Source organism: Methylobacterium sp. J-067 (assembly GCF_022829465.1).
Classification (GTDB): domain Bacteria; phylum Pseudomonadota; class Alphaproteobacteria; order Rhizobiales; family Beijerinckiaceae; genus Methylobacterium; species Methylobacterium litchii.
The window spans coordinates 362,353-383,242 of the sequence record NZ_JAKSXZ010000146.1 but is presented as its reverse complement, the minus strand read 5'-3'; the positions used below and the strand labels follow the sequence as shown (position 1 = coordinate 383,242).

Genomic DNA, 20,890 nt, shown 5'->3' with positions numbered 1-20,890 from the left:
AGGAGCTTCCATGCCCGACGTCACGCCCCATCTCGGCCTCCCGCTCCTCGCGGCGGGGCAGGCACAGAAGCACGTCACCCACAACGAGGCGCTGACCCTGCTCGACGGCCTCGTGCAGCTCGCCTGCCGCGACAAGGACCTCGCCTCGCCCCCCGCGAACCCCGCCGAGGGCGACCGCTACCTCGTCACCGCCGCGGCGCCGACCGGCGCCTGGGCGGGGCTCTCGGGGCAGGTGGTCCGCTTCACGGACGGGGTCTGGGTCGGCGCCGTGCCGGCGGCGGGCTGGCTGGCCTACGTCGCCGACGAGAAGCTGGTCTACGCCTTCGACGGGAGCGTGTGGGCGTCCCTGACCACGGCGGGCTCCGCCCCCGCCGCCACCGACCGCCTGGGGGTGAACGCCCAGGCCGACGCCACGAACCGGCTGGCGGTGAAGACGGACGCGGCGTTCCTGTCGTGGGACGACGTCACGCCGGGCTCCGGCGACCTGCGCGTGACCGTCAACAAGAAGGCGGCGGCCAAGGATGCCGGCTTCGTCTTCCAGACCGGATGGTCCAGCCGCGCCCTGTTCGGCACGCTCGGCGGGGACGACTTTGTGCTCAAGACCTCGCCGGACGGCCAGAGCTTCCACACGGCGCTCACGGCAAAAGCCGCGACGGGCGTGGTCGCCTTCGAGGCGAGCCCCACCGCCCCGACCCCCGATGCGGGCGACGCCACCACGCGGCTCGCCACCACCGCCTTCGTCGCGGCGAGCGCGGCGGCGGCCACGGCGCGGGTGCAGGTGTCCGACGCCGCCTACACGATCCGGGCCAGCGACCGCACGGTGGCGGTGATCGCGCTGACGGCGGCGCGCACCCTCACCCAACCGGCGGCCTCGGCCTTCCCGCAGGGCACGGTGCTCACCGTGATGGACGAGAGCGGCGCCTGCTCCGGGACCTGCACCGTCACCATCGCCGCGCAGGGCAACGACCGGATCAACGGGCTCGCCGCCACCGCCCTGGTGACGCCCTACGGCAGCCTCGCGCTGCAGAGCAACGGCGACAACAAGTGGACGGTGAACGACCGGGGGCTCAGCTTCAACGAGCGCACCTTCGTGGACGTGGCGGAGCCGGCCTCGACGCAGGTCGTCCAGGGCGGCTTCCCCCGGATCACGATGCGGAGCGTGAACAGCGATCCCGGCGGCAACTGGAACGCGACGGAGAGCTGGTACACCTGCCCGCGCCGGGGCATCTACCAGATCACGGCGTCCCTGCGGGTGAAGGACCAGAGCAGCGCCGGCACGCAATACGGGATCGGGGTCTACACCGCCGAGGTGGACGGCCCGTGGTTCCTGTGGTGCGGCGTCGGCCCGACCCCGGCGACGCGCTCGACCTACCCGTACAGCCGGCTGTCGCTGCAGAGCGCCGGGGACCGGCTGCGGATGTTCAGCTACTCGGACCAGGGCGTGTACGTGAGCGCCGCCGGCCTGCAGATCTGCCTCGTCGCCGACGCGGCCTAGCCATGGCGGCGCCTTCCTCCTCCGGCGCGGCAGCCGATCTGTTCGCGGCCCGCTGCGCCCGCCTCGGGCCGGTGCTGATGCGCGAGCTCGCGCTCACCGACGTCCAGGCCGCCGGCCTCCTCGGCAATCTCGGCTACGAGACCGGCGGCTTCCGCCATCTCCAGGAGATCGCGCCCCTCGTGCCGGGCTCGCGCGGCGGCTGGGGCCTCGCGCAATGGACCGGCCCGCGCCGGATGGCGATGGAGGCCTGGAGCCGGGCGCGCGGTCTCGATCCCGCCTCCGACGCCGCCAACGAGGGCTACCTGATCGCCGAGTTGCGCGGGCCGGAATCCGCCGCCCTCGACGCCCTGCGCCGCTGCGCGACCCTCGACCGGGCGACGGAGACCGTCTGCCGCCTGTTCGAACGCCCGGCCATCCCCGCCCTGCCGCACCGCCTCGCCTACGCGCGGCGGGCCCTGCGGGCGATCCGCCCCACCCCCGTTCCCCACCCGCCAGGAGGTCCCCATGACCCGCGTCCCGCTCGTCCTCGCCCTGCTCTCCGCCGCCGGCCCCGCCGTCGCGGCCTCGCCGGAGACCGCCGCCCTTCCCTGGGGTGACTGGCTCTCGGCGGCCCTGTCCGCCTCCTCCTCGGCCCTCGTCCCCGTCGCGGCGGCAGCGGTGACGGCCGGCATCGCCCGCACCGCCCCCTGGGCCAGCTCGATCCTCACCCGCGAGCGGGTCGAGGCGGCGATCCGCGCAGGCGTCGATTACGGCCAGAACGCCGTGTCCGGCGCCATGCGCGGGCGCAGCGTCGCCGTGAGCGTGGCCCCGGCGGTGGTGGCCGAGGGCACACGGCACGTCCTCGCGACCGCGCCCGCCCGCGTCGTGCGCGGCGCGGGCGGGGCGGAGGGCGTGGCGGCGCGGATCTTCCGCGCGCTGCCCCTCGACGCGCAGGGCAGCGCCGAGACGGTCCTCGAACCGGCCCTGCGCCTCCTGAAGGCCGATCCGCCCCGCCGGGGCTGAGGGTCGGGGCAGGGGGGGGACGGCCGCGTGGCCGGAGGAGGTGCGATGACGGCCCGTCCCCCCGATATCCCCGACGCCCCGCCCCCCTGGCAGGCCTGGATCGCCCGCCAGAGCGCGCAGCGGCTCGCCCTCCTCGACGAGATCGTGGACGAGCGCATCGCGCGGCGGGCCCTACGCGCGTTCCTGTGCCGCCTGAAACACGCCGTCGTCGCCGCCTTCCTCGGGGCGGCGGCGGTGGCCCACTGGTTCTCGGATCAGGCGGCCTGGATCGCCGAGCGGCTGCCGGCGCTGCGGCTGCTCTGGCGCCTCGTCACGGGAGGGCACTGATGCCGCACAACGCCGACCGCATCCTCACCCGCCTCTGGCTCGCCGTCGCGGCGCCGCTCGCCCTGGGGGTGAGCCTGCATCTCGGGGCGCTGTTCGGCGCGGGGCTCCGTCCCCAACCGGTGATGGAACCGGGGGCGGGCTCGGCCGTCATGGTCTGCAACCGACGATCAACATATGAGAAGCTTTGCCCCTTCCCCGCCGAGAACTGAGACCCGCCGGGCGAACTCCGGTATTCAGGGGGCATTCAGTGCCTGGGGCACAAAGCTCGGCCCAATGCGCCACGCCATCGCCCTTGCTGCCATCTGCCTGACCGTCGTGGCCTTCGTCGCGGGCGGGATTGGCTCCATGGCCGAGGACGCCCCGGCGACGCAGACCGCCCAGGCCGCCCTCTCGCCGTCCCCCCGGGTCGAGACCTGCCTCTCCCCCGCCGACATGCGCGAGGAGGTGGGCGAGCGCCGGGTGATCGAGCCCATCGCCGCCATCCGCGCCGCGCGCACGGTGATCCCGCGGGCCGAGATCCAGCGGGCCAGCCTCTGCAAGGTCGAGGACGGGCTCGTGTACATGCTGACGGCCTTGCGCCGGGACGGACATTTCGTGCACGTCATTGTGGATGCGCGCACTGGCAAGGTCGCGGGTCAATACTGACGGGGTCCCGCCCGCCCCAGGGGACCCCAAGGGAGATGTGACGTGCGACTGCTCGTCGTCGAGGATGACAAGGACATCAACCGGCAGGTCGTGGCCGCGCTGGAGGAGGCGGGCTACGTCGCCGACAAGGCGTATGACGGCGAGGAGGGGGGCTATCTCGGCGAGAGCGAGCCCTATGACGCCATCATCCTCGACATGGGCCTGCCCAAGGCGGACGGCGTGAGCGTGCTGCAGAAGTGGCGCCGGGCCGGGGTGAAGACGCCGGTCATCATCCTCACCGCCCGCGACCGCTGGTCGGACAAGGTCGACGGCTTCGATGCCGGCGCCGACGACTACGTGACCAAGCCCTTCCACATGGAGGAGCTGATGGCTCGGGTCCGCGCCCTGCTGCGCCGGGCCGCCGGCCACGCCTCCAGCCAGATCACCTGCGGGCCCGTGACCCTCGACACCCGCTCCGGCAAGGTCTTCGTGGACGGCGCCCAGGTGAAGCTGACGAGCCACGAATACCGGCTGCTCTCCTACCTGATGCACCACACCGGCCGGGTCGTCTCTCGCGCCGAACTGACCGAACACCTGTACGACCAGGATTTCGACCGCGACTCGAACACGATCGAGGTCTTCGTCGGCCGCCTGCGCAAGAAGCTGGCGGTGGATCTCATCCAGACCGTGCGCGGCCTCGGCTATCTCGTGGACCCGAACCAGCCGGCGGCGCGGGTGTGAGGGGCGAGGGGCGGTTGCGGATGCGGGACGAGGTGGCCTACGCCGCCGCCGCTCCGTCGTGAGCGAAGCCGAGCCCGACGATTCCCCGATGCGCCGCGTTCTCGACCTTTTCGCCCTGCGGCGGCGCTCCATCGCCGTGCGCCTCGCCGTCTCGGCGTTCCTGTCGAGTTCGGCGATCCTGCTGATCGCGGCCTGGATCCTCACGACCCTCTACCGCGAGAACACCGAGCGCGCCTTCGACAGCCGGCTCCTCGTCTTCACGAACAACCTCGCCACCGACCTCGTCACCCCCAACGATCCCGAGAGCCGCACCTTCTCCCTGGGCGATCCGCGCTTCGACCTGCCCCTGTCGGGCTGGTACTGGCAGGTCGGCAAGCCCGATGCGAAGCCGCGCGACGTCCGCACCTCGCGCTCCCTCGTCGGCGTGCCCCTGCCGCCGGCCACCGACGCGGACGGCAAGGTCGGCGTCGGGCAGATCCGCCAGGGCTACGGCAAGGGCCAGGACGGACGGCTCCTGCGCATCATGGAGCGCGACGTCGATCTCGGCGAGGAGGGCCGCTACACCGTGCGCGTGGCCGGGCCGGCGGACGAGATCGTCAATGACGTCGATCGCTTCCGCAACAGCCTCTACATGACCTTCGCGCTCCTCGGGGCGTCGCTGGCCTTGACCACGCTGCTGCAGATCCGCTTCGGCCTCGCGCCCTTGAAGAAGATGCGCGCGGCGCTCGGCGCCGTCCGCCAAGGCGAGGCCGACCGCATCACCGGGACTTATCCCCGCGACATCGCGCCGCTGACCGGCGAGGTGAACCTGCTCATCGAGACCAACCGCGAGATCCTGGAGCGCGCCCGCACCCAGGTCGGCAACCTCGCCCACGCTTTGAAGACGCCGCTCTCGATCATCGTCAACGAGGTCGGCTCGTCCGACGCGCCGGAGGACCTCGCCCTGAAGATCCGCGAGCAGGCGGCGGTGATGCGCGATCAGGTGAACTATCACCTCGACCGGGCGCGGGCGGCGGCGCTCGCGGGCACGCTGGGCACCTCCACGGAGATCGAGCCGGCGCTGGCGGGCCTCGTGCGCACCTTCGGCAAGATCTACCGCGACAAGGACATCGCCTACGAGGTCCACGTGCCGCCGGGCGTGCGCTTCCGGGGCGAGCGCCAGGACTTCGAGGAGATGGTCGGAAACCTCGTCGACAACGCCTCCAAGTGGGCGCACGGCCGGGTGGCGATCCGGGCCGAGGTGACCGCCCGGGACGGCTATCCCCTCCTGGTCGTCGCCATCGAGGACGACGGCCCGGGACTGCCGCCGGAGGCCCGGCAGGCGGTGCTCGGGCGCGGGCGGCGCCTCGACGAATCGAAGCCGGGCTCGGGGCTCGGCCTCTCCATCGTGGCCGACCTCGCCGCGCTCTATCGCGGCCGGTTCGGGCTGGAGGAGGCGACGCTCGGCGGCTTGCGCGCCGTGCTCGAAGTGCCGGGCGACGCGCCGGCCGGGGTGGCGGCCCATTGAGCGTGCGGCCAAGGTAAGGGTTGCTACCGGGCACGAGTTGAGTGACACCGTGCCGCCCGTCCGAGGCATGACGTCGGGTCGGAGCCGCCTCCATATGAAGACCGGACCCGTCCGGTCCGCACGCGGGATCTGATGACGGCGATCTGGTTCATCCTGGCGGGCATGACAGCCCTGGCCGTGCTCAGCCTGCTCTGGCCGATGTCGCGACGCGTGACGGACCCGCGCGGCGAGGAGCCGGACTCGCTTGTGGCCACCGAGACGGCCTTCTACGAGGACCAGCTCGCCGAGATTTCGCGCGACGTGGAGCGCGGCCTCATGGCGCCGGAGGAGGCCGAGGCCGCCCGCGCCGAGGCCGCCCGCCGCCTGCTGCGCGCGAGCCGCGAGGCCGACAGCAAGGGCGAGGACGCGCCGACTCTGGCCGAGCCGCGCCTGCGCCGCCGCCGGGCGGCCTCCGCCTTCGCCCTCTCGACCATCCCGCTGGTCGCGCTCATCGCCTACGGGCTCTACGGCTCCCCGGAACTGCCCGCGCAGACCGAGGCCGACCGGACTGCGGCGCGCGGCGGCACCGACGAACTCGCCAAGGCCGTCGGCCAGATCGAGGCGCGGCTGTCCCGCGATCCCGACGACGCGCGCGGCTGGCAGGTCCTCGCCCCGGTCTACATGCGCACCGGCCGCTTCGACGACGCGGCCCGCGCCTTCGGGCAGCTCGCCCGGCTGAAGGGCGACCCGCCCGAGATCCTGGCCGATTGGGGCGAGGCCCTGACGGCGGCGGGCGACGGCACCGTCTCCCCCGAGGCCAAGGGCCTGTTCGAGCGGTCGCTCGCCAAGGATCCGAAGGCCGCCAAGGCCCGCTTCTACGTCGCTCGCGCCGCCGAGCAGGCCGGCGACACCGGCGAGGCGATCCGCCAGCTCACCACCCTCGAAGGCCTGAGCGCCCCCGACGCCCCCTGGCTCGGCGTCGTCCGCTCGACGCTCGCCCGGCTGAAGGGCGAGCCCGCCCCGCCCCCCGTCGTGCCCGAGGGCCCGCCGACGATCCCCGCCGAGCAGCAGGCCGCCATCCGCGGCATGGTCGATGGGCTCGACGCGCGGCTGAAGGCGGGCACCGGCACGCCGGACGAGTGGGTGCGGCTCATCCGCTCGCGCACCGTGCTGGGCGAGCGCGATCAGGCGATGGCGGCCCTGGCCCGCGCTCGCACGGCGCTGGCCTCCGATCCGCAGGGCCTCGCCCATGTCGAGGCGGCGGCCGGCGAACTCGGCCTCGCGCAGGCCCAGGCCAATCCGCAGAGCCAGCCTCCCACCGTCCCCACCCCCAACCCCACGGCCAAGGCCGACACCGAAGCCGCCATGGCGGCGGTGCGGGCGATGCCCCCGGCCGAGCGGGACGCGGCGGTGCGCGGCATGGTCGAGGCCCTGGACCGGCGCCTCGCGGCCAAGGGCGGCAGCCCCGACGAGTGGATGCGGCTCGTGCGCTCCTACAGCGTGCTGGGCGAGCGCGATCAGGCGGTGAAGGCTCTCGACCGCGCCCGCATGGCGCTCGCCGCGAACCCGGAGGCGGTGGCCCGGATCGACGGCCTCGCCCGCGACCTCGACCTCGCGACCCCTGTCGCCAAAGGTCGCCCCTGAGGGCCGGACGGCCTTCCGCCCTTGACCGGGCGGCCGCCGCGTCCGACACCCCTAGGTCACAAAAAGGGGGAACGGTCCGTCGTGACGCGCAAGAAGCGCCGCCTGATCCTGATCGCCGCCTGCGGCAGCGTGCTCGCGCTGGCCGTGGGGCTGATCCTGTTCGCGATGAGCGGCTCCATCGTCTTCTTCAAGTCGCCCTCGGAGATCGAGGCGCAGGCGATCCCCTCCGGCACGCGGCTGCGGCTCGGCGGCCTGGTGCAGGACGGCTCGCTGAAGCGCGGGCCGGACCAGACCATCGACTTCGCGGTCACCGACCACGGTGCCACCATCGCCGTGCAGTACAAGGGCCTCCTGCCGGACCTGTTCCGCGAGGGGCAGGGCGTGGTGGCCGAGGGTGTGTTGGAGCCGGGCAACCGCTTCCGTGCCGATACCGTGCTCGCCAAGCACGACGAATCCTACATGCCCCGCGAAGTCGCCGACGCCCTCAAGAAGCAGGGCCGGTGGCAAGAGGGTGGGCCGCAGGGTCAGGCGCCCGCCGCCTCGGCCTCGGCCGGCGGCACGCTCGGGCCGCGCAGCGAACGGTGAGGCTCACGTGATCGTCGAGACCGGACATTTCGCCCTCGCCCTGGCGCTCGCCCTGTCCCTCGTCCAGACGGCGATGCCGGTCTGGGCGGCGCGCTCGGGCGACCCGACCCTGCGGCAGGCCACCTTCCAGGCGGCGCTCGGCGCCTTCGCCTGCGTGCTCTTCGCCTTCGCGGCCCTCACCTGGGCGCATGTCACGTCGGACTTCTCGGTCCAGAACGTGGTCGAGAACTCGCACACGCAGAAGCCGCTGATCTACAAGATCTCCGGCGTGTGGGGGAACCACGAGGGCTCGATGCTCCTCTGGGTGCTCATCCTCACCCTGTTCGGCGCCTGCGTCGCCGCCGCGCGCAATTCGGTGCCGCCGAAGCTCAGGGCGAACACGCTGGGCGTGCAGGGGCTGATCAGCTTCGTCTTCCTATTGTTCATCATCACGACCTCGAACCCGTTCACCCGCGTGGTGCCGGCGCCGCTCGAGGGCCGCGACCTGAACCCGCTGCTGCAGGATCCCGGCCTCGCGATCCACCCGCCGCTCCTCTACCTTGGCTATGTCGGGTTCTCGATCTCCTTCGCCTTCGCCGCCGCCGCGCTGATCGAGGGCCGGATCGACGCCGTCTGGGCGCGGGCCGTGCGGCCCTGGACCCTCTCCGCGTGGTGCTTCCTGACGCTTGGCATCGCGATGGGCTCCTACTGGGCCTATTACGAGCTCGGCTGGGGCGGCTGGTGGTTCTGGGATCCGGTGGAGAACGCCTCCCTGATGCCGTGGATCGCGGGCACGGCGCTGCTCCATTCCACCGTGGTGATGGAGAAGCGCGATGCCCTGAAGGTCTGGACGGTGCTGCTTGCCATCCTCACCTTCTCGCTCTCGCTGGTGGGCACCTTCATCGTCCGCTCGGGCGTGCTGACCTCGGTGCATTCCTTCGCCACCGATCCGACGCGCGGCGTGTTCATCCTCGCCATCCTCGTCCTGTTCATCGGCGGGTCGCTCGCGCTGTTCGCGTGGCGGGCGCCGCTGCTGCGGCAGGGAGGGTTGTTCGCGCCGATCTCCCGCGAGGGGTCGCTCGTCCTCAACAACCTGTTCCTCGTCGCGGCCTGCGCGACGGTGTTCGTGGGCACCCTCTACCCGCTGCTTCTGGAGATGCTGACCGGCGACAAGATCACCGTCGGCCCGCCCTTCTTCAATTCCACCTTCGTGCCCCTGGCGATCCCGCTGCTGCTCATCGTGCCGTTCGGTCAGGCCCTGGCCTGGAAGCGCGGGGACCTGCACGCCGCGACGCAGCGCCTGTTCTTCGCCCTCGCCCTGGCGCTCGCCGCCGGTCTCGCGGTGCTGGCCTTCCATTCGGGTGGGCCCTGGATGGCGCCGGTCGGCATCGGGCTCGGCGCCTACCTGATCATCGGCTCCGTGCTGGAGATCGTCGGCCGCGCCCGCGGCTACGGCGCGCGGCGCACCCGCGCGGCCGGGGAGATCGCCCGCCGGGCCATCGGCCTGCCGCGCTCGGCCTGGGGCACAGCCTTCGCCCATGCGGGCGTCGGCGTGGTGGTGATCGGCATCGCCGCCCAGGGCTGGGCGAGCGAGGGGCTGGCAAGCCTCAATCCCGGAGGCACGCTCACGGTCGGCCCCTACGTGGCGACGCTCGACTCGGTCGCTCCGCGCAAGGGCCCGAACTACGAGGAGGCGGGCGCCTTCCTCACCATCCGCAACCGCGAGGGCAACGAGATCGGCAAGGTCGAGACCGGCCGCCGCTTCTACCCGAGCCGGCAGATGACCGTGACCGAGTCCGGCCTGCTCACCATCGGCGCCAGCCAAGTCTACGCGAGCCTCGGCGAGGTCGGGAAGGACGGCGCCATCGGCCTGCGGCTCTACTACAAGCCGCTGGTGCTGCTGATCTGGCTCGGCGCCGTGGTGATGGCGTTGGGCGGCGGCCTCTCGCTCACCGACCGGCGGATGCGCGTCGGCGCCCCCGCCAAGGCGAAGGGCCGTGCCCTTCCCGCCAGCGCGGTGCCTGCGGAATGAGCGTGACGGCCCGCTGCGCGCTCGCCGCCGCGCTCCTCCTCGCCCCGCTGCCGGCGCTTGCCGTGCAGCCGGGCGAGGTGATGAAGGACCCCGCCCTGGAACACCGGGCGCGGGAGATCTCCGAGGGGCTGCGCTGCCTCGTCTGCCAGAACCAGTCCATCGACGATTCCGACGCGCCGCTCGCCAAGGACCTCCGCCTGCTGGTGCGCGACCGCTTGGCGAAGGGCGACAGCAACGAGGCGGTGCGGGACTACATCGTCGCCCGCTACGGCGAGTTCGTCCTGCTGCGCCCGGTCTTCGCCCTTCACACCCTGATCCTGTGGCTGACGCCCGCGCTCGCCGTGGTGCTCGGCCTGTTCGGCCTGTGGCGCCTCGCGCGCCGCCGCCCTACCGCCCCCGTACGGCACCTCTCGGCCGCCGAGGAGGCGGAGGTCGCCGCGCTGCTGCGACGGGAGTAGGCTCGTTCCCATCGGCCTGATTCGCCCCTCCGGACCGTTCGGCACGAGTCTTGGATCTGGCAGCGGATCATACGAAGCCGGGAGGGGACGATGACCGCTGCGACGCTGACCATCTCCAGCCGCAACTATTCCTCCTGGTCCCTGCGGGGCTGGCTGATCTGCCGGATGGCGGGGCTCGATTTCTCCACCGAACTCCTGTCCGGCGAGGACACGACCAGCCGGGCGGAGCTGCTGCACCTTTCGCCCTCCTTCCTCGTGCCCCGGCTGCGCCACGGCGACATCGTCGTGTGGGACACCCTCGCCATCACCGCCTACCTGCACGAGACCTTCCCGAGGGCCGGCCTGCTGCCGGAGGGTCGGGCCGAGCGGGCGCATTGCTTCTCCATCGCGGGCGAGATGCACGGGGGCTTCGTGAACCTGCGCTCCGCCCTGCCGATGAACCTGAAGGCGTTCCACCCCGGCTTCCGGGTGTTCAACGGCGCCAAGGCCGACATCGAGCGCATCGTCACGATCTTCGACGATTGCCTCGACCGCTACGAGGGCCCGTATCTGTTCGGGAAGACGCCCTCCCTCGCGGACGCGATGTTCGCCCCCGTCTGCACCCGCTTCCGCACCTACGACGTGGCGCTGCCGCCGGGCGCCGCCGCCTACCGCGACACGATCCTGCACTGGCCGCTCATGATCGAGTGGGCCGAGGCGGCCGCCCAGGAGCCGGAGGAGATCGAAGAACTCGACATGGAGTTCTGACGGCCGGCACTTTTCTGCATGTCGCGCGGCAAGCTCGACAGCCGTTCGCCGTGGCCGAGGATGTCGTCAGCCCGCTGCAAACGCTGGTGAAAGGTTTCGGTAGCACGGCCTTACGCTGAGGGCGGACGGGTCGATCGGTCGCCCGCAAGGTAACAGTTCAACAGACGTCCTTTGTCGGCCCACCGGACAGCGCGATTGAAGCGCGCCTGCAATTCTGTTCCACTTCGACTTAGAACAGGAACAGACTGGGCAGGAAACCTATGCCGCGTCACGAGCCCTGGAGCCACGAGCGGGCCTCGGGCATCATCGCCGAGCACAGCCATCTCGAAGGCGCCACGCTGCCGATTCTGCACGCGCTGCAGGAAACCTTCGGCTACGTGGATCACGGCGCGATCCCCCTGATCGCCGATGCCCTGAACGTGTCGAACGCCGAGGTGTTCGGCTGCGTCAGCTTCTACCACGACTTCCGCAAGGCGCCGGCCGCCGGCCGCCACGAGGTGAAGCTCTGCCGGGCCGAGGCCTGTCAGGCGATGGGCTCGGATTCCCTGCACCGCGAAATCCTCGGCCGCCTCGGCTGCGATTGGCACGGCACGGCCACCGACGGCTCCGCCACGGTGGAGCCGGTCTATTGCCTCGGCCTCTGCGCCAACGGCCCGGCCGCCCTGGTCGATGGCGAACCCGTCGCGCATCTCACCGCCGACGCCCTGGAAGCCGCCCTGACGGAGGTACGCCAGTGAGCGTCACGCTTTACGTCCCCCGCGATGCCGTGGCCCTCGGGCTCGGCGCCAACAAGGTCGCCCGCGCGCTGTTCGCGGGCGCCGAGCGGCGCGGCCTCGACGTCATCATCGTCCGCACGGGCTCGCGCGGCCTGTTCTGGCTGGAGCCGATGGTCGAGGTGGCCACGCCCGAGGGCCGCGTCGCCTACGGGCCGGTGACGCTCAAGGACATCGACGCCCTCCTCGATGGCGGTCTCCCGACCGGCGGCGAGCATGCCCTACGCCTGGGCGACCCGGAGAAAATCCCGTTCCTCGCCAAGCAGCAGCGCCTGACCTTCCACCGCTGCGGCGTCATCGATCCGGTCTCCGTCGAGGATTACCGGGCTCATGGCGGCTATCGCGGCCTTGAGGCGGCGCTGAAGCTCGATGCCGAGGGCATCGTGACGGCGGTGCGCGAGTCGGGCCTGCGCGGGCGCGGCGGCGCCGGCTTCCCGGCGGGCATCAAGTGGAACACGGTGATGCTGGCCAAGGCGGACCAGAAATACGTGGTCTGCAATGCCGACGAGGGCGATTCCGGCACCTTCGCCGACCGGATGATGATGGAGGGCGACCCCTTCAACCTCATCGAGGGCATGACCATCGCCGCCGTCGCCACGGGCGCGACGCGGGGCTACATCTACCTGCGCTCCGAATATCCGCAGGCCTTCGAGACCCTGAAGGAGGCCATCGCCAACGGCGTGAAGGCGGGGGTGCTCGGCGAGAACATCCTCGGCTCGGGCAAGGCCTTCCATCTGGAAGTCCGCCTCGGCGCCGGCGCCTATATCTGCGGCGAAGAGACCTCGCTGCTGGAGAGCCTGGAGGGCAAGCGCGGCATCGTGCGGGCCAAGCCCCCGATCCCGGCGCTCAAGGGCTTCCTCGGCAAGCCGACGCTGGTCAACAACGTGATGACCTTTACGGCCGTGCCGTGGATCCTGGATAACGGCGCCAAGGCCTATGCCGATTACGGCATGGGCCGCTCGCTCGGCACCCTGCCGATCCAGCTCGCCGGCAACATCAAGCATGGCGGCCTGATCGAGCTCGCCTTCGGCATCACCCTGCGCGAGGTGATCCAGGAGTATGGCGGCGGCACCCGCTCGGGCCGTCCGGTGCGGGCCGTGCAGGTCGGCGGGCCGCTCGGGGCGTACTTCCCCGATCACCTGCTCGACACGCCCCTCGATTACGAGGCGATGGCGGCCAAGAAGGGCCTCGTCGGCCATGGCGGCATCGTCGTGTTCGACGACACCGTCGACATGGCCTCCCAGGCCCGCTTCGCCTTTGAGTTCTGCGCCACCGAGTCGTGCGGCAAGTGCACCCCCTGCCGCATCGGCGCGACGCGCGGCGTCGAGACGATGGACAAGGTGATCGCCGGCATCCGGCCCGAGGCGAATCTCAAGCTCGTCGAGGACCTTTGCGAGGTCATGACCGACGGCTCGCTCTGCGCCATGGGCGGCCTGACGCCGATGCCCGTGATGAGCGCCATCACCCACTTCCCCGAGGATTTTCGCCGCGCGGGCTCGCTGCCTGCGGCGGCTGAGTGAGGAGGCTTCCATGGCCCTCATCAAAGAGATCGACTACGGCACCCCGATCCGGGTCGCCGAGCAGACGGTCACCCTGACCATCGACGGGATGGAGGTCACGGTCCCGGCCGGCACCTCCGTCATGGCCGCCGCCATGACCGCCGGCACGCAGATCCCCAAGCTCTGCGCCACCGACAGCTTGGAGCCGTTCGGCTCCTGCCGCCTCTGTCTCGTGGAGATCGAGGGCCGCCGCGGCACGCCGGCCTCCTGCACCACGCCGGCCGAGAACGGCATGGTCGTGCGCACACAGACCGACAAGCTCGCCAAGATGCGCAAGGGGGTGATGGAGCTCTACATCTCCGACCACCCGCTGACCTGCCTCACCTGCGCCGCCAACGGCGATTGCGAGTTGCAGGACATGGCCGGCGTCGTGGGCCTGCGCGACGTGCGCTACGGCTACGAGGGCGACAACCACGTCGTGCCGACCGCCGAGAAGTACCTCCCGAAGGACGAGTCCAACCCGTACTTCACCTACGATCCGTCGAAGTGCATCGTCTGCAACCGCTGCGTCCGCGCCTGTGAGGAGGTGCAGGGCACCTTCGCGCTGACCATCGCCGGCCGGGGCTTCGACAGCCGCGTCGCCGCCGGGCCGACGAACTTCATGGAATCGGAGTGCGTGTCCTGCGGCGCCTGCGTCCAGGCCTGCCCGACCGCGACGCTCCAGGAGAAGACGATCCACGAGTTCGGCCAGCCCGAGCACGCGGAGGTGACGACCTGCGCTTATTGCGGCGTCGGCTGCTCGTTCAAGGCGGAGATGCAGGGCACCCGCGTGGTGCGCATGGTCCCCTACAAGGGCGGCAAGGCCAACGAGGGCCATAGCTGTGTGAAGGGCCGCTTCGCCTACGGCTACGCCACCCACAAGGACCGCATCACCAAGCCGATGATCCGCGAGAAGATCACGGATCCGTGGCGCGAGGTCTCCTGGGAGGAGGCGATCGGCCGGGCGGCTTCCGAGTTCAAGCGCATCCAGGCGACCTACGGTAAGGACTCGGTCGGCGGCATCACCTCGTCGCGTTGCACGAACGAGGAAGCCTACCTCGTCCAGAAGCTGGTCCGCGCCGCCTTCGGCAACAACAACGTCGACACCTGCGCCCGCGTCTGCCACTCGCCGACCGGCTACGGCCTGATGTCCACGCTCGGCACCTCGGCCGGCACGCAGGACTTCAAGTCCGTCGAGCATTCCGACGTGATCCTCGTGATCGGCGCCAACCCGACCGACGGCCACCCGGTCTTCGGCTCGCGGATGAAGAAGCGCCTGCGCCAGGGCGCGAAGCTGATCGTCGCCGATCCCCGCAAGATCGACCTCGTGAAGTCGCCCCACATCAAGGCGGACTTCCACCTGCCGCTGAAGCCCGGCTCCAACGTCGCCTTCATCAACTCGATGGCCCATGTCATCGTGACCGAGGGCCTGATCGACGAGGCCTACGTCCGCGAGCGCTGTGACCTGCCGGAGTTCGAATCCTGGGCGCGCTTCGTCGCCGAGGAGCGGCACTCGCCGGAGAGCCAGGAGCAGTTCACCGGCCTCGACCCGCAGGCCGTGCGCGGCGCGGCCCGCCTCTACGCCAAGGGCGGCGCGGCCGGCATCTATTACGGGCTGGGCGTCACCGAGCACAGCCAGGGCTCGACGATGGTCATGGGCATGGCCAACATCGCCATGGCCACCGGCAACATCGGCAAGCTCGGCGCGGGCGTGAACCCGCTCCGCGGCCAGAACAACGTGCAGGGCTCCTGCGACATGGGCTCGTTCCCGCACGAGCTCACCGGCTACCGCCACGTCTCGGACGACGCCACCCGCGAGAGCTTCGAGGCCCTCTGGGGGGCCAAGCTCGACAACGCACCGGGCCTGCGCATCACCAACATGCTGGACGAGGCCGTCGAGGGCGCGTTCAAGGGCATGTACATCCAGGGCGAGGACATCGCGCAGTCGGACCCCGACACGCACCATGTCACCGCCGGCCTGATGGCGATGGAATGCATCGTCATCCAGGACATCTTCCTGAACGAGACGGCGAAATACGCCCACGTCTTCCTGCCGGGCGCGTCGTTCCTCGAGAAGGACGGCACCTTCACGAACGCCGAGCGGCGCATCAGCCGCGTGCGCAAGGTGATGCCGCCGATGGGCGGCTACGGCGACTGGGAGGGCACGATCCTGCTCGCCAAGGCGCTCGGCTACGAAATGCACTACGATCACCCGTCCCAGATCATGGACGAGATCGCGAGCCTCACCCCGAGCTTCACCGGCGTGTCCTACGCCAAGCTCGATGAGCTGGGCTCGATCCAGTGGCCGTGCAACGAGAGGGCGCCGCTCGGCACCCCGATGATGCACGTGGACCGCTTCGTGCGCGGCAAGGGCCGGTTCATGATCACCGAGTTCGTGCCGACCGAGGAGCGGACGGGGGCGAAGTTCCCGCTGATCCTCACCACGGGCCGCATCCTGTCCCAGTACAATGTCGGCGCGCAGACCCGGCGCACCGAGAACTCGCGCTGGCACGAGGAGGACGTGCTGGAGATCCACCCCTTCGATGCCGAACTGCGCGGCATCGTGGACGGCGATCTCGTCTCCCTGGAGAGCCGTTCGGGCGACATCGCCCTGAAGGCCAGCGTGTCCGAGCGGATGCAGCCGGGGGTGGTCTACACGACCTTCCACCACGCCAAGACCGGCGCCAACGTCATCACCACCGACTATTCGGATTGGGCGACCAACTGCCCCGAATACAAGGTGACGGCGGTGCAGGTGCGGCGGACCAACCGGCCCTCCGACTGGCAGGCGAAGTTCTACGAGGAGGACTTCTCCCTCACGCGGATCGCTCAGGAAGCGGCGGAGTAGGCCCGATGGCGGCGGTCACCCAGGAAGACAAGCTCCTGCGCATGGCGAACCAGATCGCCTCGTTCTTCCGGTCCTACCCGGACGACGAGGCGGTGGCGGGCGTCCACAAGCACATCGAGGCGTTCTGGACGCCGAAGATGGTCCACAAGCTCGAAGCGGCCCTGCCGGGCTTCGGCGAGAAGGCGGACATCCTCGTCCGCCGGGCGATGCAGATCGACGAGCCGGTGGCCGAGAGCCCGATCCGCGCGGCCACCCGCGATCCGCAGAAGCTCGGTGACGGCGCCAGCGACGCCGGTTGAAAGGACGCGCCGCCATGCAATGGATGGCGGCGCGATGACAAAGATCGGGTTTCCCCGTGGGATTAGCCTCGGGATGTCATCCGTGAGCTAGCCTCGTCTTGGCCTGTGCGCTAAGTGCATTTCGTATTACGGCCCGTTGAACGAGGCCGTTACGGGAGGCTACGCATGACGACTGGGTTTGCGGGTGCAGTTGCGCCCGGTGAGACGCATGGCGTCCTGTCGCGAGAGCGCATCGTCGCCAAGCCCGGTTTCAACCGCTGGCTCGTTCCCCCCGCCGCCCTCGCCATCCATCTCTGCATCGGCATGGCCTACGGCCTCTCGGTGTTCTGGCTGCCCCTGAGCCGCGCGCTCTCGGTGGGCAAGCCGGCGGCGGCCGCCTGCCCCGACATGGGCGTGATGACCGCCCTCTTCACCACCACCTGCGACTGGCGGGTGAGCGACCTCGTCACCGTCTTCTCCATCGGCATCGTGGTGCTCGGCCTCTCGGCGGCGCTGTTCGGTGGCTGGCTGGAGCGGGCGGGCCCGCGCAACGCCGGGCTCGTGGCGGCCCTGTGCTGGGGCGGCGGCTTCCTGCTCGGCTCGCTCGGCGTCTACATCCACCAGCTCTGGCTGGTCTGGCTCGGCATGGGCCTGATCGGCGGCATCGGCCTCGGCCTGGGCTACATCTCCCCGGTCTCGACGCTCATCAAATGGTTTCCCGACCGGCGCGGCATGGCCACCGGCATGGCGATCATGGGCTTCGGCGGCGGCGCGATGATCGGCTCGCCCCTCGCCGACCTGCTCATCAAGACCTTCCGCACCCCCGACACGGCCGGCGTCTGGCAGACGCTGGCGGTGATGGGGGTGGGCTACCTGCTGTTCATGATGGCCGGCGCGTTCGGCTACCGCGTGCCGCCGGCCGGCTGGAAGCCGGAGGGCTGGACGCCGCCCGCCGCCTCTACCAACGCGATGATCGCCGCCGGGCACGTCCACCTGCGGGACGCGCACAAGACGTTCCAGTTCTGGATGATCTGGCTGGTGCTCTGTCTCAACGTCTCGGCCGGCATCGGCGTGCTGGCGCTGGCCTCCCCGATGCTGCAGGAGATCTTCGGCGGCGCGCTCATCGGCCAGCCGGGCACGGCGCTCTCCGCGCTGGACGGCGGCCAGAAGGCGCAGGTCGCGGCCATCGCGGCGGGCTTCGTCGGGCTCCTGTCCCTGTTCAACATCCTGGGCCGGTTCTTCTGGGCCTCCCTCTCCGACCGGATCGGCCGGAAGGTCACCTACGCCACGTTCTTCCTCCTGGGCGCGCTGCTCTACGCCGCCGCGCCCTCCGCCGCGACGGCCGGCTCGCAGGCGCTGTTCGTGGCGATCTTCTGCGTCATCCTCTCGATGTATGGCGGCGGCTTCGCCACCATCCCGGCCTACCTCGCCGACATCTTCGGCACGCAGTTCGTGGGGGCCATCCACGGGCGGCTGCTCACCGCGTGGTCGACGGCGGGCATCGTCGGGCCGTTCGTGGTGACGAAGATCCGCGAGATCCAGGCGGCCTCCGGCGTGCAGGGCGCCGACCTCTACGGGCGCACCATGTACGTGCTGGCCGGCTTCCTCGTGGTCGGCTTCGTCTGCAACCTCGCCGTCCGGCCCCTGGCCCGGCGCTGGTTCATGGCGGATTCCGAGGTCGCCGCACTCGGCGCCGCCCCCGGCACGCGGCAGGTGCCCTCGGGCTCGTTCGGCATCGGCCGGGGCGGGTTCAGCCTCGGGGCGCTGCTCGCCTGGGCGGTAGTCGGTATCCCGATCCTCTGGGGCATCGGCATCACGCTCTCCAAGGCATTGATCCTGTTCCGGTAAGGGGTCCGGCGCCCGCCGCATTGTGCCGGGGCGGGCGGGCGCTTACCTCCCTGGGGAACGGGGGCCGGGAATGACGACGTGATCGACAAGCTCGACTTCCTGCTCGCGCTGGCCCGCGAGCAGCATTTCGGCCACGCGGCCGAGGCCTGCGGCGTCACGCAGCAGACGCTCTCGGCCGGGGTGAAGCAGCTGGAGAACCGGTTCGGCGTGCAACTGGTGCTGCGCGGTTCGCGCTTCCAGGGCTTCACGCCGGAGGGCGAGCGGGTGCTGGCCTGGGCGCGGCGGATCGTGGCCGATGCCCGCGCCATGCACGAGGAGGTCACCGGCCTGCGGCGGGGCCTCACGGGCCACCTGCGCATCGCCGCCATCCCCACCGCCCTGCCGATGGTCGCGCGGCTGACGACGCCCTATCGGGAGCGCCACCCGGACGTGCGCCTGACGATCGAGTCCGCGACCTCAACCGACATCTTCTCCCTCATCGAGAACCTCGAGGCGGATGCCGGCCTCACCTATCTCGACAACGAGCCCCTGGGCCGCGTCGTCTCGGTGCCGCTCTATCAGGAGCGCTACCGCTTCGTGACGGCGGCAGGCGGGCCCTATGACGGGCGCGACTCGGTGACCTGGGCCGAGACCGGCCAAGTGCCCCTCTGCCTGCTGACGCCGAACATGCAGAACCGGCGGATCATCGACCAGCAGATCCGCGCCGCCGGGGGCGAGCCGGCCGCGACCCTCGAATCGAACTCGATGATCGTGCTGATGAGCCATGTGCGCACGCTGCGCTGGGCGTCGATCATGCCGGCGGTGCTGGTCAACGCGCTGGGCTCCATCGAAGGGCTGCAGGCGATCCCGATCACCGCCCCCGACGTCGTGCACACGATCGGCCTCGTGGCGCCCCGGCGGGAGCCCTCCACGCCGATGGTGACGGCGTTGGTTTCGGTGGCGCGGCAGCTCGCGCAGACCATGGCGCAGGAGGCGGACGCCTAAGGCCAAACAAAAAGGGCCGCCCCAGAGGGACGGCCCGTCTAGCAGCGCGGTGAAGCGTGCTTACTTGATCTTGCTTTCCTTGAACTCGACGTGCTTGCGCGCGACCGGGTCGTACTTGCGCGCCGTGAGCTTCTCGGTCTGCGTCCGCGAGTTCTTCTTGGTGACGTAGAAGTAGCCCGTGTCGGCGGTGGAGACGAGCTTGATCTTGACGGTGACGGCCTTGGCCATGGCGGTTGCTCCTGGGCGGGTGGCATTCCGCCGCGTGAGCGAAACGCAAAAGGGCCGGGGAGGCCCGGCCGAATACGGCGGGTGGCATGCCCGATCGGGGCGGTCAGGTCAAGGGGAGCGGCGCCTCAGCGTCCCCGCCAGGGGCAGGGCGTAGGCGAGGAACAGGCCGAGCAGGGCATAGGCGAAACCGTCCGGCGGGATCAGGTCGAGCCCGCCGCCGATGACCGGCGGCCCGAGGATCAGGCCGACATTGTAGAGCACCACGAAGGTCGCGTTGGCACCCGCGAGATCCACCGCCGAGACCCGCGCCCCGAGGGCGGCGAGCCCCACCGTGTAGAGCGTGCCCGCGAGCCCGCCCCAGAGGAACAGCAGGATCGCGAAGGCGGTCGCGGACCCGGACGCCGCCGGGATCAGCGCCGAGCCCACGGCGCAGCCGAGGCTGGTGCCGAGGAGGACGAGGGTCCGGTCGAACCGGTCGGCGAGCCAGCCGAAGGGGATCTGGAACAGCACGTTGCCGAGCGCGATCAGGCTCACGAGCCCCGCCGCCCCCTGCGCGTCGTAGCCGAGGCGCAATCCGTAGAGGGGCAGGATCGCGAAGATGCCGGTCTCGACGGCGCCGTAGAGGAGGGCCGCGAAAAGGGCAGCGGGGGCGAAGCGGACATAGCCGAACACCCCGCGTCCGGTCCCGCCCTCGACGGCGGGCGACAGGCCGCGTGCGAGGAGCACGGGCAGGAGGCCGGCAAGCACGAGGAGCGCGCCGGTCAGGTAGGGCCAGAGCCCCGTCGTGCCGACGAGGGTGATCAGCACCGGCCCGGTGGCGAAGCCCAGCGCCAGCACGGTGGTGTAGATGCCGAGGACGAGGCCCCGCCGCTCCGGGGGCGCCGCCGCGTTGATCCAATATTCCGACAGGACGAACAGCACCCCGAGCCCCGCCGAGAACACGAAGCGCAGGGGGAACCACGGCCACAGGCCGGGCAGGAGCGGGAAGGCGACGAGGCTCGCCGCCGAGACGATCAGCGACAGGGTCAGCAGGGGCACGACGCCGATCCGGGACGCCACGCGCGGCACGAAGGGCACGACCAGGATGCTGCTGATGCCGGCCATCGCCGTGTTGAGGCCGATCAGCGTGCTCGACGCCCCCCGCCGCTCCATCTCCAGGGAGAGGAGCGGGATCGACAGGCTGAGGCCGATGCCCACCACCGCGACGCAGGCGATGGCCGCCGCGATGGCGGCGACGCGCTCCCGCTCGGTCGGCATCCAGCCGCCGCGTCCT

General features: G+C 71.0%; 21 protein-coding genes. 19 read left to right on the top strand and 2 right to left on the bottom strand.

Features of this window, described 5'->3' with window-relative positions; all coding sequences use genetic code 11:
* The first annotated feature begins 10 nt into the window (after positions 1-10).
* The 19 genes from MKK52_RS25265 (at position 11) to MKK52_RS25175 (ending at position 19,389) form a co-directional block, all read left to right on the top strand.
* Positions 11-1,495 (top strand): DUF2793 domain-containing protein, encoded by a 1,485-nt coding sequence (locus MKK52_RS25265; RefSeq protein WP_243959183.1) that lies wholly within the window; start codon positions 11-13, stop codon positions 1,493-1,495.
* A gap of 2 nt (positions 1,496-1,497) precedes the next feature.
* Complete coding sequence (locus tag MKK52_RS25260) at positions 1,498-2,091, top strand: phage tail tip lysozyme (protein ID WP_243959181.1); 594 nt, start codon at positions 1,498-1,500, stop codon at positions 2,089-2,091.
* A complete protein-coding gene (locus MKK52_RS25255) occupies positions 2,000-2,497 on the top strand; it encodes a hypothetical protein (protein WP_243959179.1) in 498 nt (165 codons plus the stop codon). The genes MKK52_RS25260 and MKK52_RS25255 overlap by 92 nt, the downstream gene beginning before the upstream one ends.
* A gap of 45 nt (positions 2,498-2,542) precedes the next feature.
* Positions 2,543-2,824, top strand: coding sequence for a hypothetical protein (locus tag MKK52_RS25250; protein ID WP_243959177.1), 282 nt, complete (start codon positions 2,543-2,545; stop codon positions 2,822-2,824).
* Positions 2,824-3,033 carry a hypothetical protein gene (locus MKK52_RS25245; protein WP_243959175.1) on the top strand — a complete coding sequence of 70 codons (210 nt, stop codon included), beginning with the start codon at positions 2,824-2,826 and terminating at the stop codon, positions 3,031-3,033. The genes MKK52_RS25250 and MKK52_RS25245 overlap by 1 nt, the downstream gene beginning before the upstream one ends.
* 64 nt (positions 3,034-3,097) lie before the next feature.
* Positions 3,098-3,469 carry a PepSY domain-containing protein gene (locus MKK52_RS25240; protein WP_243959173.1) on the top strand — a complete coding sequence of 124 codons (372 nt, stop codon included), beginning with the start codon at positions 3,098-3,100 and terminating at the stop codon, positions 3,467-3,469.
* A gap of 42 nt (positions 3,470-3,511) precedes the next feature.
* Entirely contained in the window at positions 3,512-4,189 is a 678-nt protein-coding gene (locus MKK52_RS25235; RefSeq protein WP_243959171.1) for a response regulator transcription factor, read from the top strand.
* An 88-nt stretch (positions 4,190-4,277) separates the two neighbouring features.
* Positions 4,278-5,696 (top strand): sensor histidine kinase, encoded by a 1,419-nt coding sequence (locus MKK52_RS25230; protein ID WP_243959169.1) that lies wholly within the window; start codon positions 4,278-4,280, stop codon positions 5,694-5,696.
* Between the two features lie 132 nt (positions 5,697-5,828).
* Positions 5,829-7,319: a c-type cytochrome biogenesis protein CcmI gene (gene ccmI / locus MKK52_RS25225; RefSeq protein ID WP_243959167.1), complete on the top strand. Its 1,491-nt coding sequence runs from the start codon at positions 5,829-5,831 to the stop codon at positions 7,317-7,319.
* An 81-nt stretch (positions 7,320-7,400) separates the two neighbouring features.
* Entirely contained in the window at positions 7,401-7,904 is a 504-nt protein-coding gene (ccmE, locus tag MKK52_RS25220) for a cytochrome c maturation protein CcmE (protein ID WP_243959165.1), read from the top strand.
* A 7-nt stretch (positions 7,905-7,911) separates the two neighbouring features.
* Positions 7,912-9,915: a heme lyase CcmF/NrfE family subunit gene (locus tag MKK52_RS25215; RefSeq protein ID WP_243959163.1), complete on the top strand. Its 2,004-nt coding sequence runs from the start codon at positions 7,912-7,914 to the stop codon at positions 9,913-9,915.
* A complete protein-coding gene (locus tag MKK52_RS25210) occupies positions 9,912-10,373 on the top strand; it encodes a cytochrome c-type biogenesis protein (RefSeq protein WP_243959161.1) in 462 nt (153 codons plus the stop codon). The genes MKK52_RS25215 and MKK52_RS25210 overlap by 4 nt, the downstream gene beginning before the upstream one ends.
* 90 nt (positions 10,374-10,463) lie before the next feature.
* Positions 10,464-11,120, top strand: a complete 657-nt coding sequence (locus MKK52_RS25205) for a glutathione S-transferase family protein (RefSeq protein WP_243959159.1) — start codon at positions 10,464-10,466, stop codon at positions 11,118-11,120.
* A gap of 260 nt (positions 11,121-11,380) precedes the next feature.
* Positions 11,381-11,857 carry a formate dehydrogenase subunit gamma gene (locus MKK52_RS25200; RefSeq protein ID WP_243959157.1) on the top strand — a complete coding sequence of 159 codons (477 nt, stop codon included), beginning with the start codon at positions 11,381-11,383 and terminating at the stop codon, positions 11,855-11,857.
* Positions 11,854-13,413, top strand: coding sequence for a formate dehydrogenase beta subunit (locus MKK52_RS25195; protein ID WP_243959155.1), 1,560 nt, complete (start codon positions 11,854-11,856; stop codon positions 13,411-13,413). Before MKK52_RS25200 ends, MKK52_RS25195 begins: the two co-directional genes overlap by 4 nt.
* Before the next feature lie 10 nt (positions 13,414-13,423).
* On the top strand, positions 13,424-16,279 hold the full coding sequence (fdhF, locus tag MKK52_RS25190; protein ID WP_243959153.1) for a formate dehydrogenase subunit alpha: 2,856 nt from the start codon (positions 13,424-13,426) through the stop codon (positions 16,277-16,279).
* 5 nt (positions 16,280-16,284) lie between these two features.
* Complete coding sequence (locus MKK52_RS25185) at positions 16,285-16,578, top strand: formate dehydrogenase subunit delta (protein WP_243959150.1); 294 nt, start codon at positions 16,285-16,287, stop codon at positions 16,576-16,578.
* A 165-nt stretch (positions 16,579-16,743) separates the two neighbouring features.
* Entirely contained in the window at positions 16,744-18,405 is a 1,662-nt protein-coding gene (locus MKK52_RS25180) for an OFA family MFS transporter (RefSeq protein ID WP_243959148.1), read from the top strand.
* Between the two features lie 78 nt (positions 18,406-18,483).
* The gene (locus tag MKK52_RS25175; protein ID WP_243959146.1) at positions 18,484-19,389 is read left to right on the top strand and encodes a LysR family transcriptional regulator; all 906 of its coding nucleotides are present in this window, start codon (positions 18,484-18,486) and stop codon (positions 19,387-19,389) included.
* A 60-nt stretch (positions 19,390-19,449) separates the two neighbouring features.
* Here the strand turns inward: MKK52_RS25175 and rpmG are convergent, their stop codons facing one another.
* Both rpmG and MKK52_RS25165 read right to left on the bottom strand, forming a co-directional pair.
* On the bottom strand, positions 19,450-19,617 hold the full coding sequence (gene rpmG / locus MKK52_RS25170) for a 50S ribosomal protein L33 (protein WP_243959144.1): 168 nt from the start codon (positions 19,615-19,617) through the stop codon (positions 19,450-19,452).
* Positions 19,618-19,725: 108 nt separating this feature from the next.
* Positions 19,726-20,874: an MFS transporter gene (locus MKK52_RS25165; protein ID WP_243959754.1), complete on the bottom strand. Its 1,149-nt coding sequence runs from the start codon at positions 20,872-20,874 to the stop codon at positions 19,726-19,728.
* Positions 20,875-20,890: the final 16 nt, after the last annotated feature.

Excerpts from the sequence above, each read along its gene's own strand:
- MKK52_RS25265 (WP_243959183.1), top strand. The coding sequence starts at position 11 with ATGCCCGACGTCACGCCCCATCTCGGCCTCCCGCTCCTCGCGGCGGGG.
- MKK52_RS25260 (WP_243959181.1), top strand. The coding sequence starts at position 1,498 with ATGGCGGCGCCTTCCTCCTCCGGCGCGGCAGCCGATCTGTTCGCGGCC.
- MKK52_RS25255 (WP_243959179.1), top strand. The coding sequence starts at position 2,000 with ATGACCCGCGTCCCGCTCGTCCTCGCCCTGCTCTCCGCCGCCGGCCCC.
- MKK52_RS25250 (WP_243959177.1), top strand. The coding sequence starts at position 2,543 with ATGACGGCCCGTCCCCCCGATATCCCCGACGCCCCGCCCCCCTGGCAG.
- MKK52_RS25245 (WP_243959175.1), top strand. The coding sequence starts at position 2,824 with ATGCCGCACAACGCCGACCGCATCCTCACCCGCCTCTGGCTCGCCGTC.
- MKK52_RS25240 (WP_243959173.1), top strand. The coding sequence starts at position 3,098 with ATGCGCCACGCCATCGCCCTTGCTGCCATCTGCCTGACCGTCGTGGCC.
- MKK52_RS25230 (WP_243959169.1), top strand. The coding sequence starts at position 4,278 with ATGCGCCGCGTTCTCGACCTTTTCGCCCTGCGGCGGCGCTCCATCGCC.
- ccmI (WP_243959167.1), top strand. The coding sequence starts at position 5,829 with ATGACGGCGATCTGGTTCATCCTGGCGGGCATGACAGCCCTGGCCGTG.
- MKK52_RS25210 (WP_243959161.1), top strand. The coding sequence starts at position 9,912 with ATGAGCGTGACGGCCCGCTGCGCGCTCGCCGCCGCGCTCCTCCTCGCC.
- MKK52_RS25205 (WP_243959159.1), top strand. The coding sequence starts at position 10,464 with ATGACCGCTGCGACGCTGACCATCTCCAGCCGCAACTATTCCTCCTGG.
- MKK52_RS25200 (WP_243959157.1), top strand. The coding sequence starts at position 11,381 with ATGCCGCGTCACGAGCCCTGGAGCCACGAGCGGGCCTCGGGCATCATC.
- fdhF (WP_243959153.1), top strand. The coding sequence starts at position 13,424 with ATGGCCCTCATCAAAGAGATCGACTACGGCACCCCGATCCGGGTCGCC.
- MKK52_RS25185 (WP_243959150.1), top strand. The coding sequence starts at position 16,285 with ATGGCGGCGGTCACCCAGGAAGACAAGCTCCTGCGCATGGCGAACCAG.
- MKK52_RS25180 (WP_243959148.1), top strand. The coding sequence starts at position 16,744 with ATGACGACTGGGTTTGCGGGTGCAGTTGCGCCCGGTGAGACGCATGGC.
- rpmG (WP_243959144.1), bottom strand. The coding sequence starts at position 19,617 with ATGGCCAAGGCCGTCACCGTCAAGATCAAGCTCGTCTCCACCGCCGAC.
- MKK52_RS25165 (WP_243959754.1), bottom strand. The coding sequence starts at position 20,874 with ATGCCGACCGAGCGGGAGCGCGTCGCCGCCATCGCGGCGGCCATCGCC.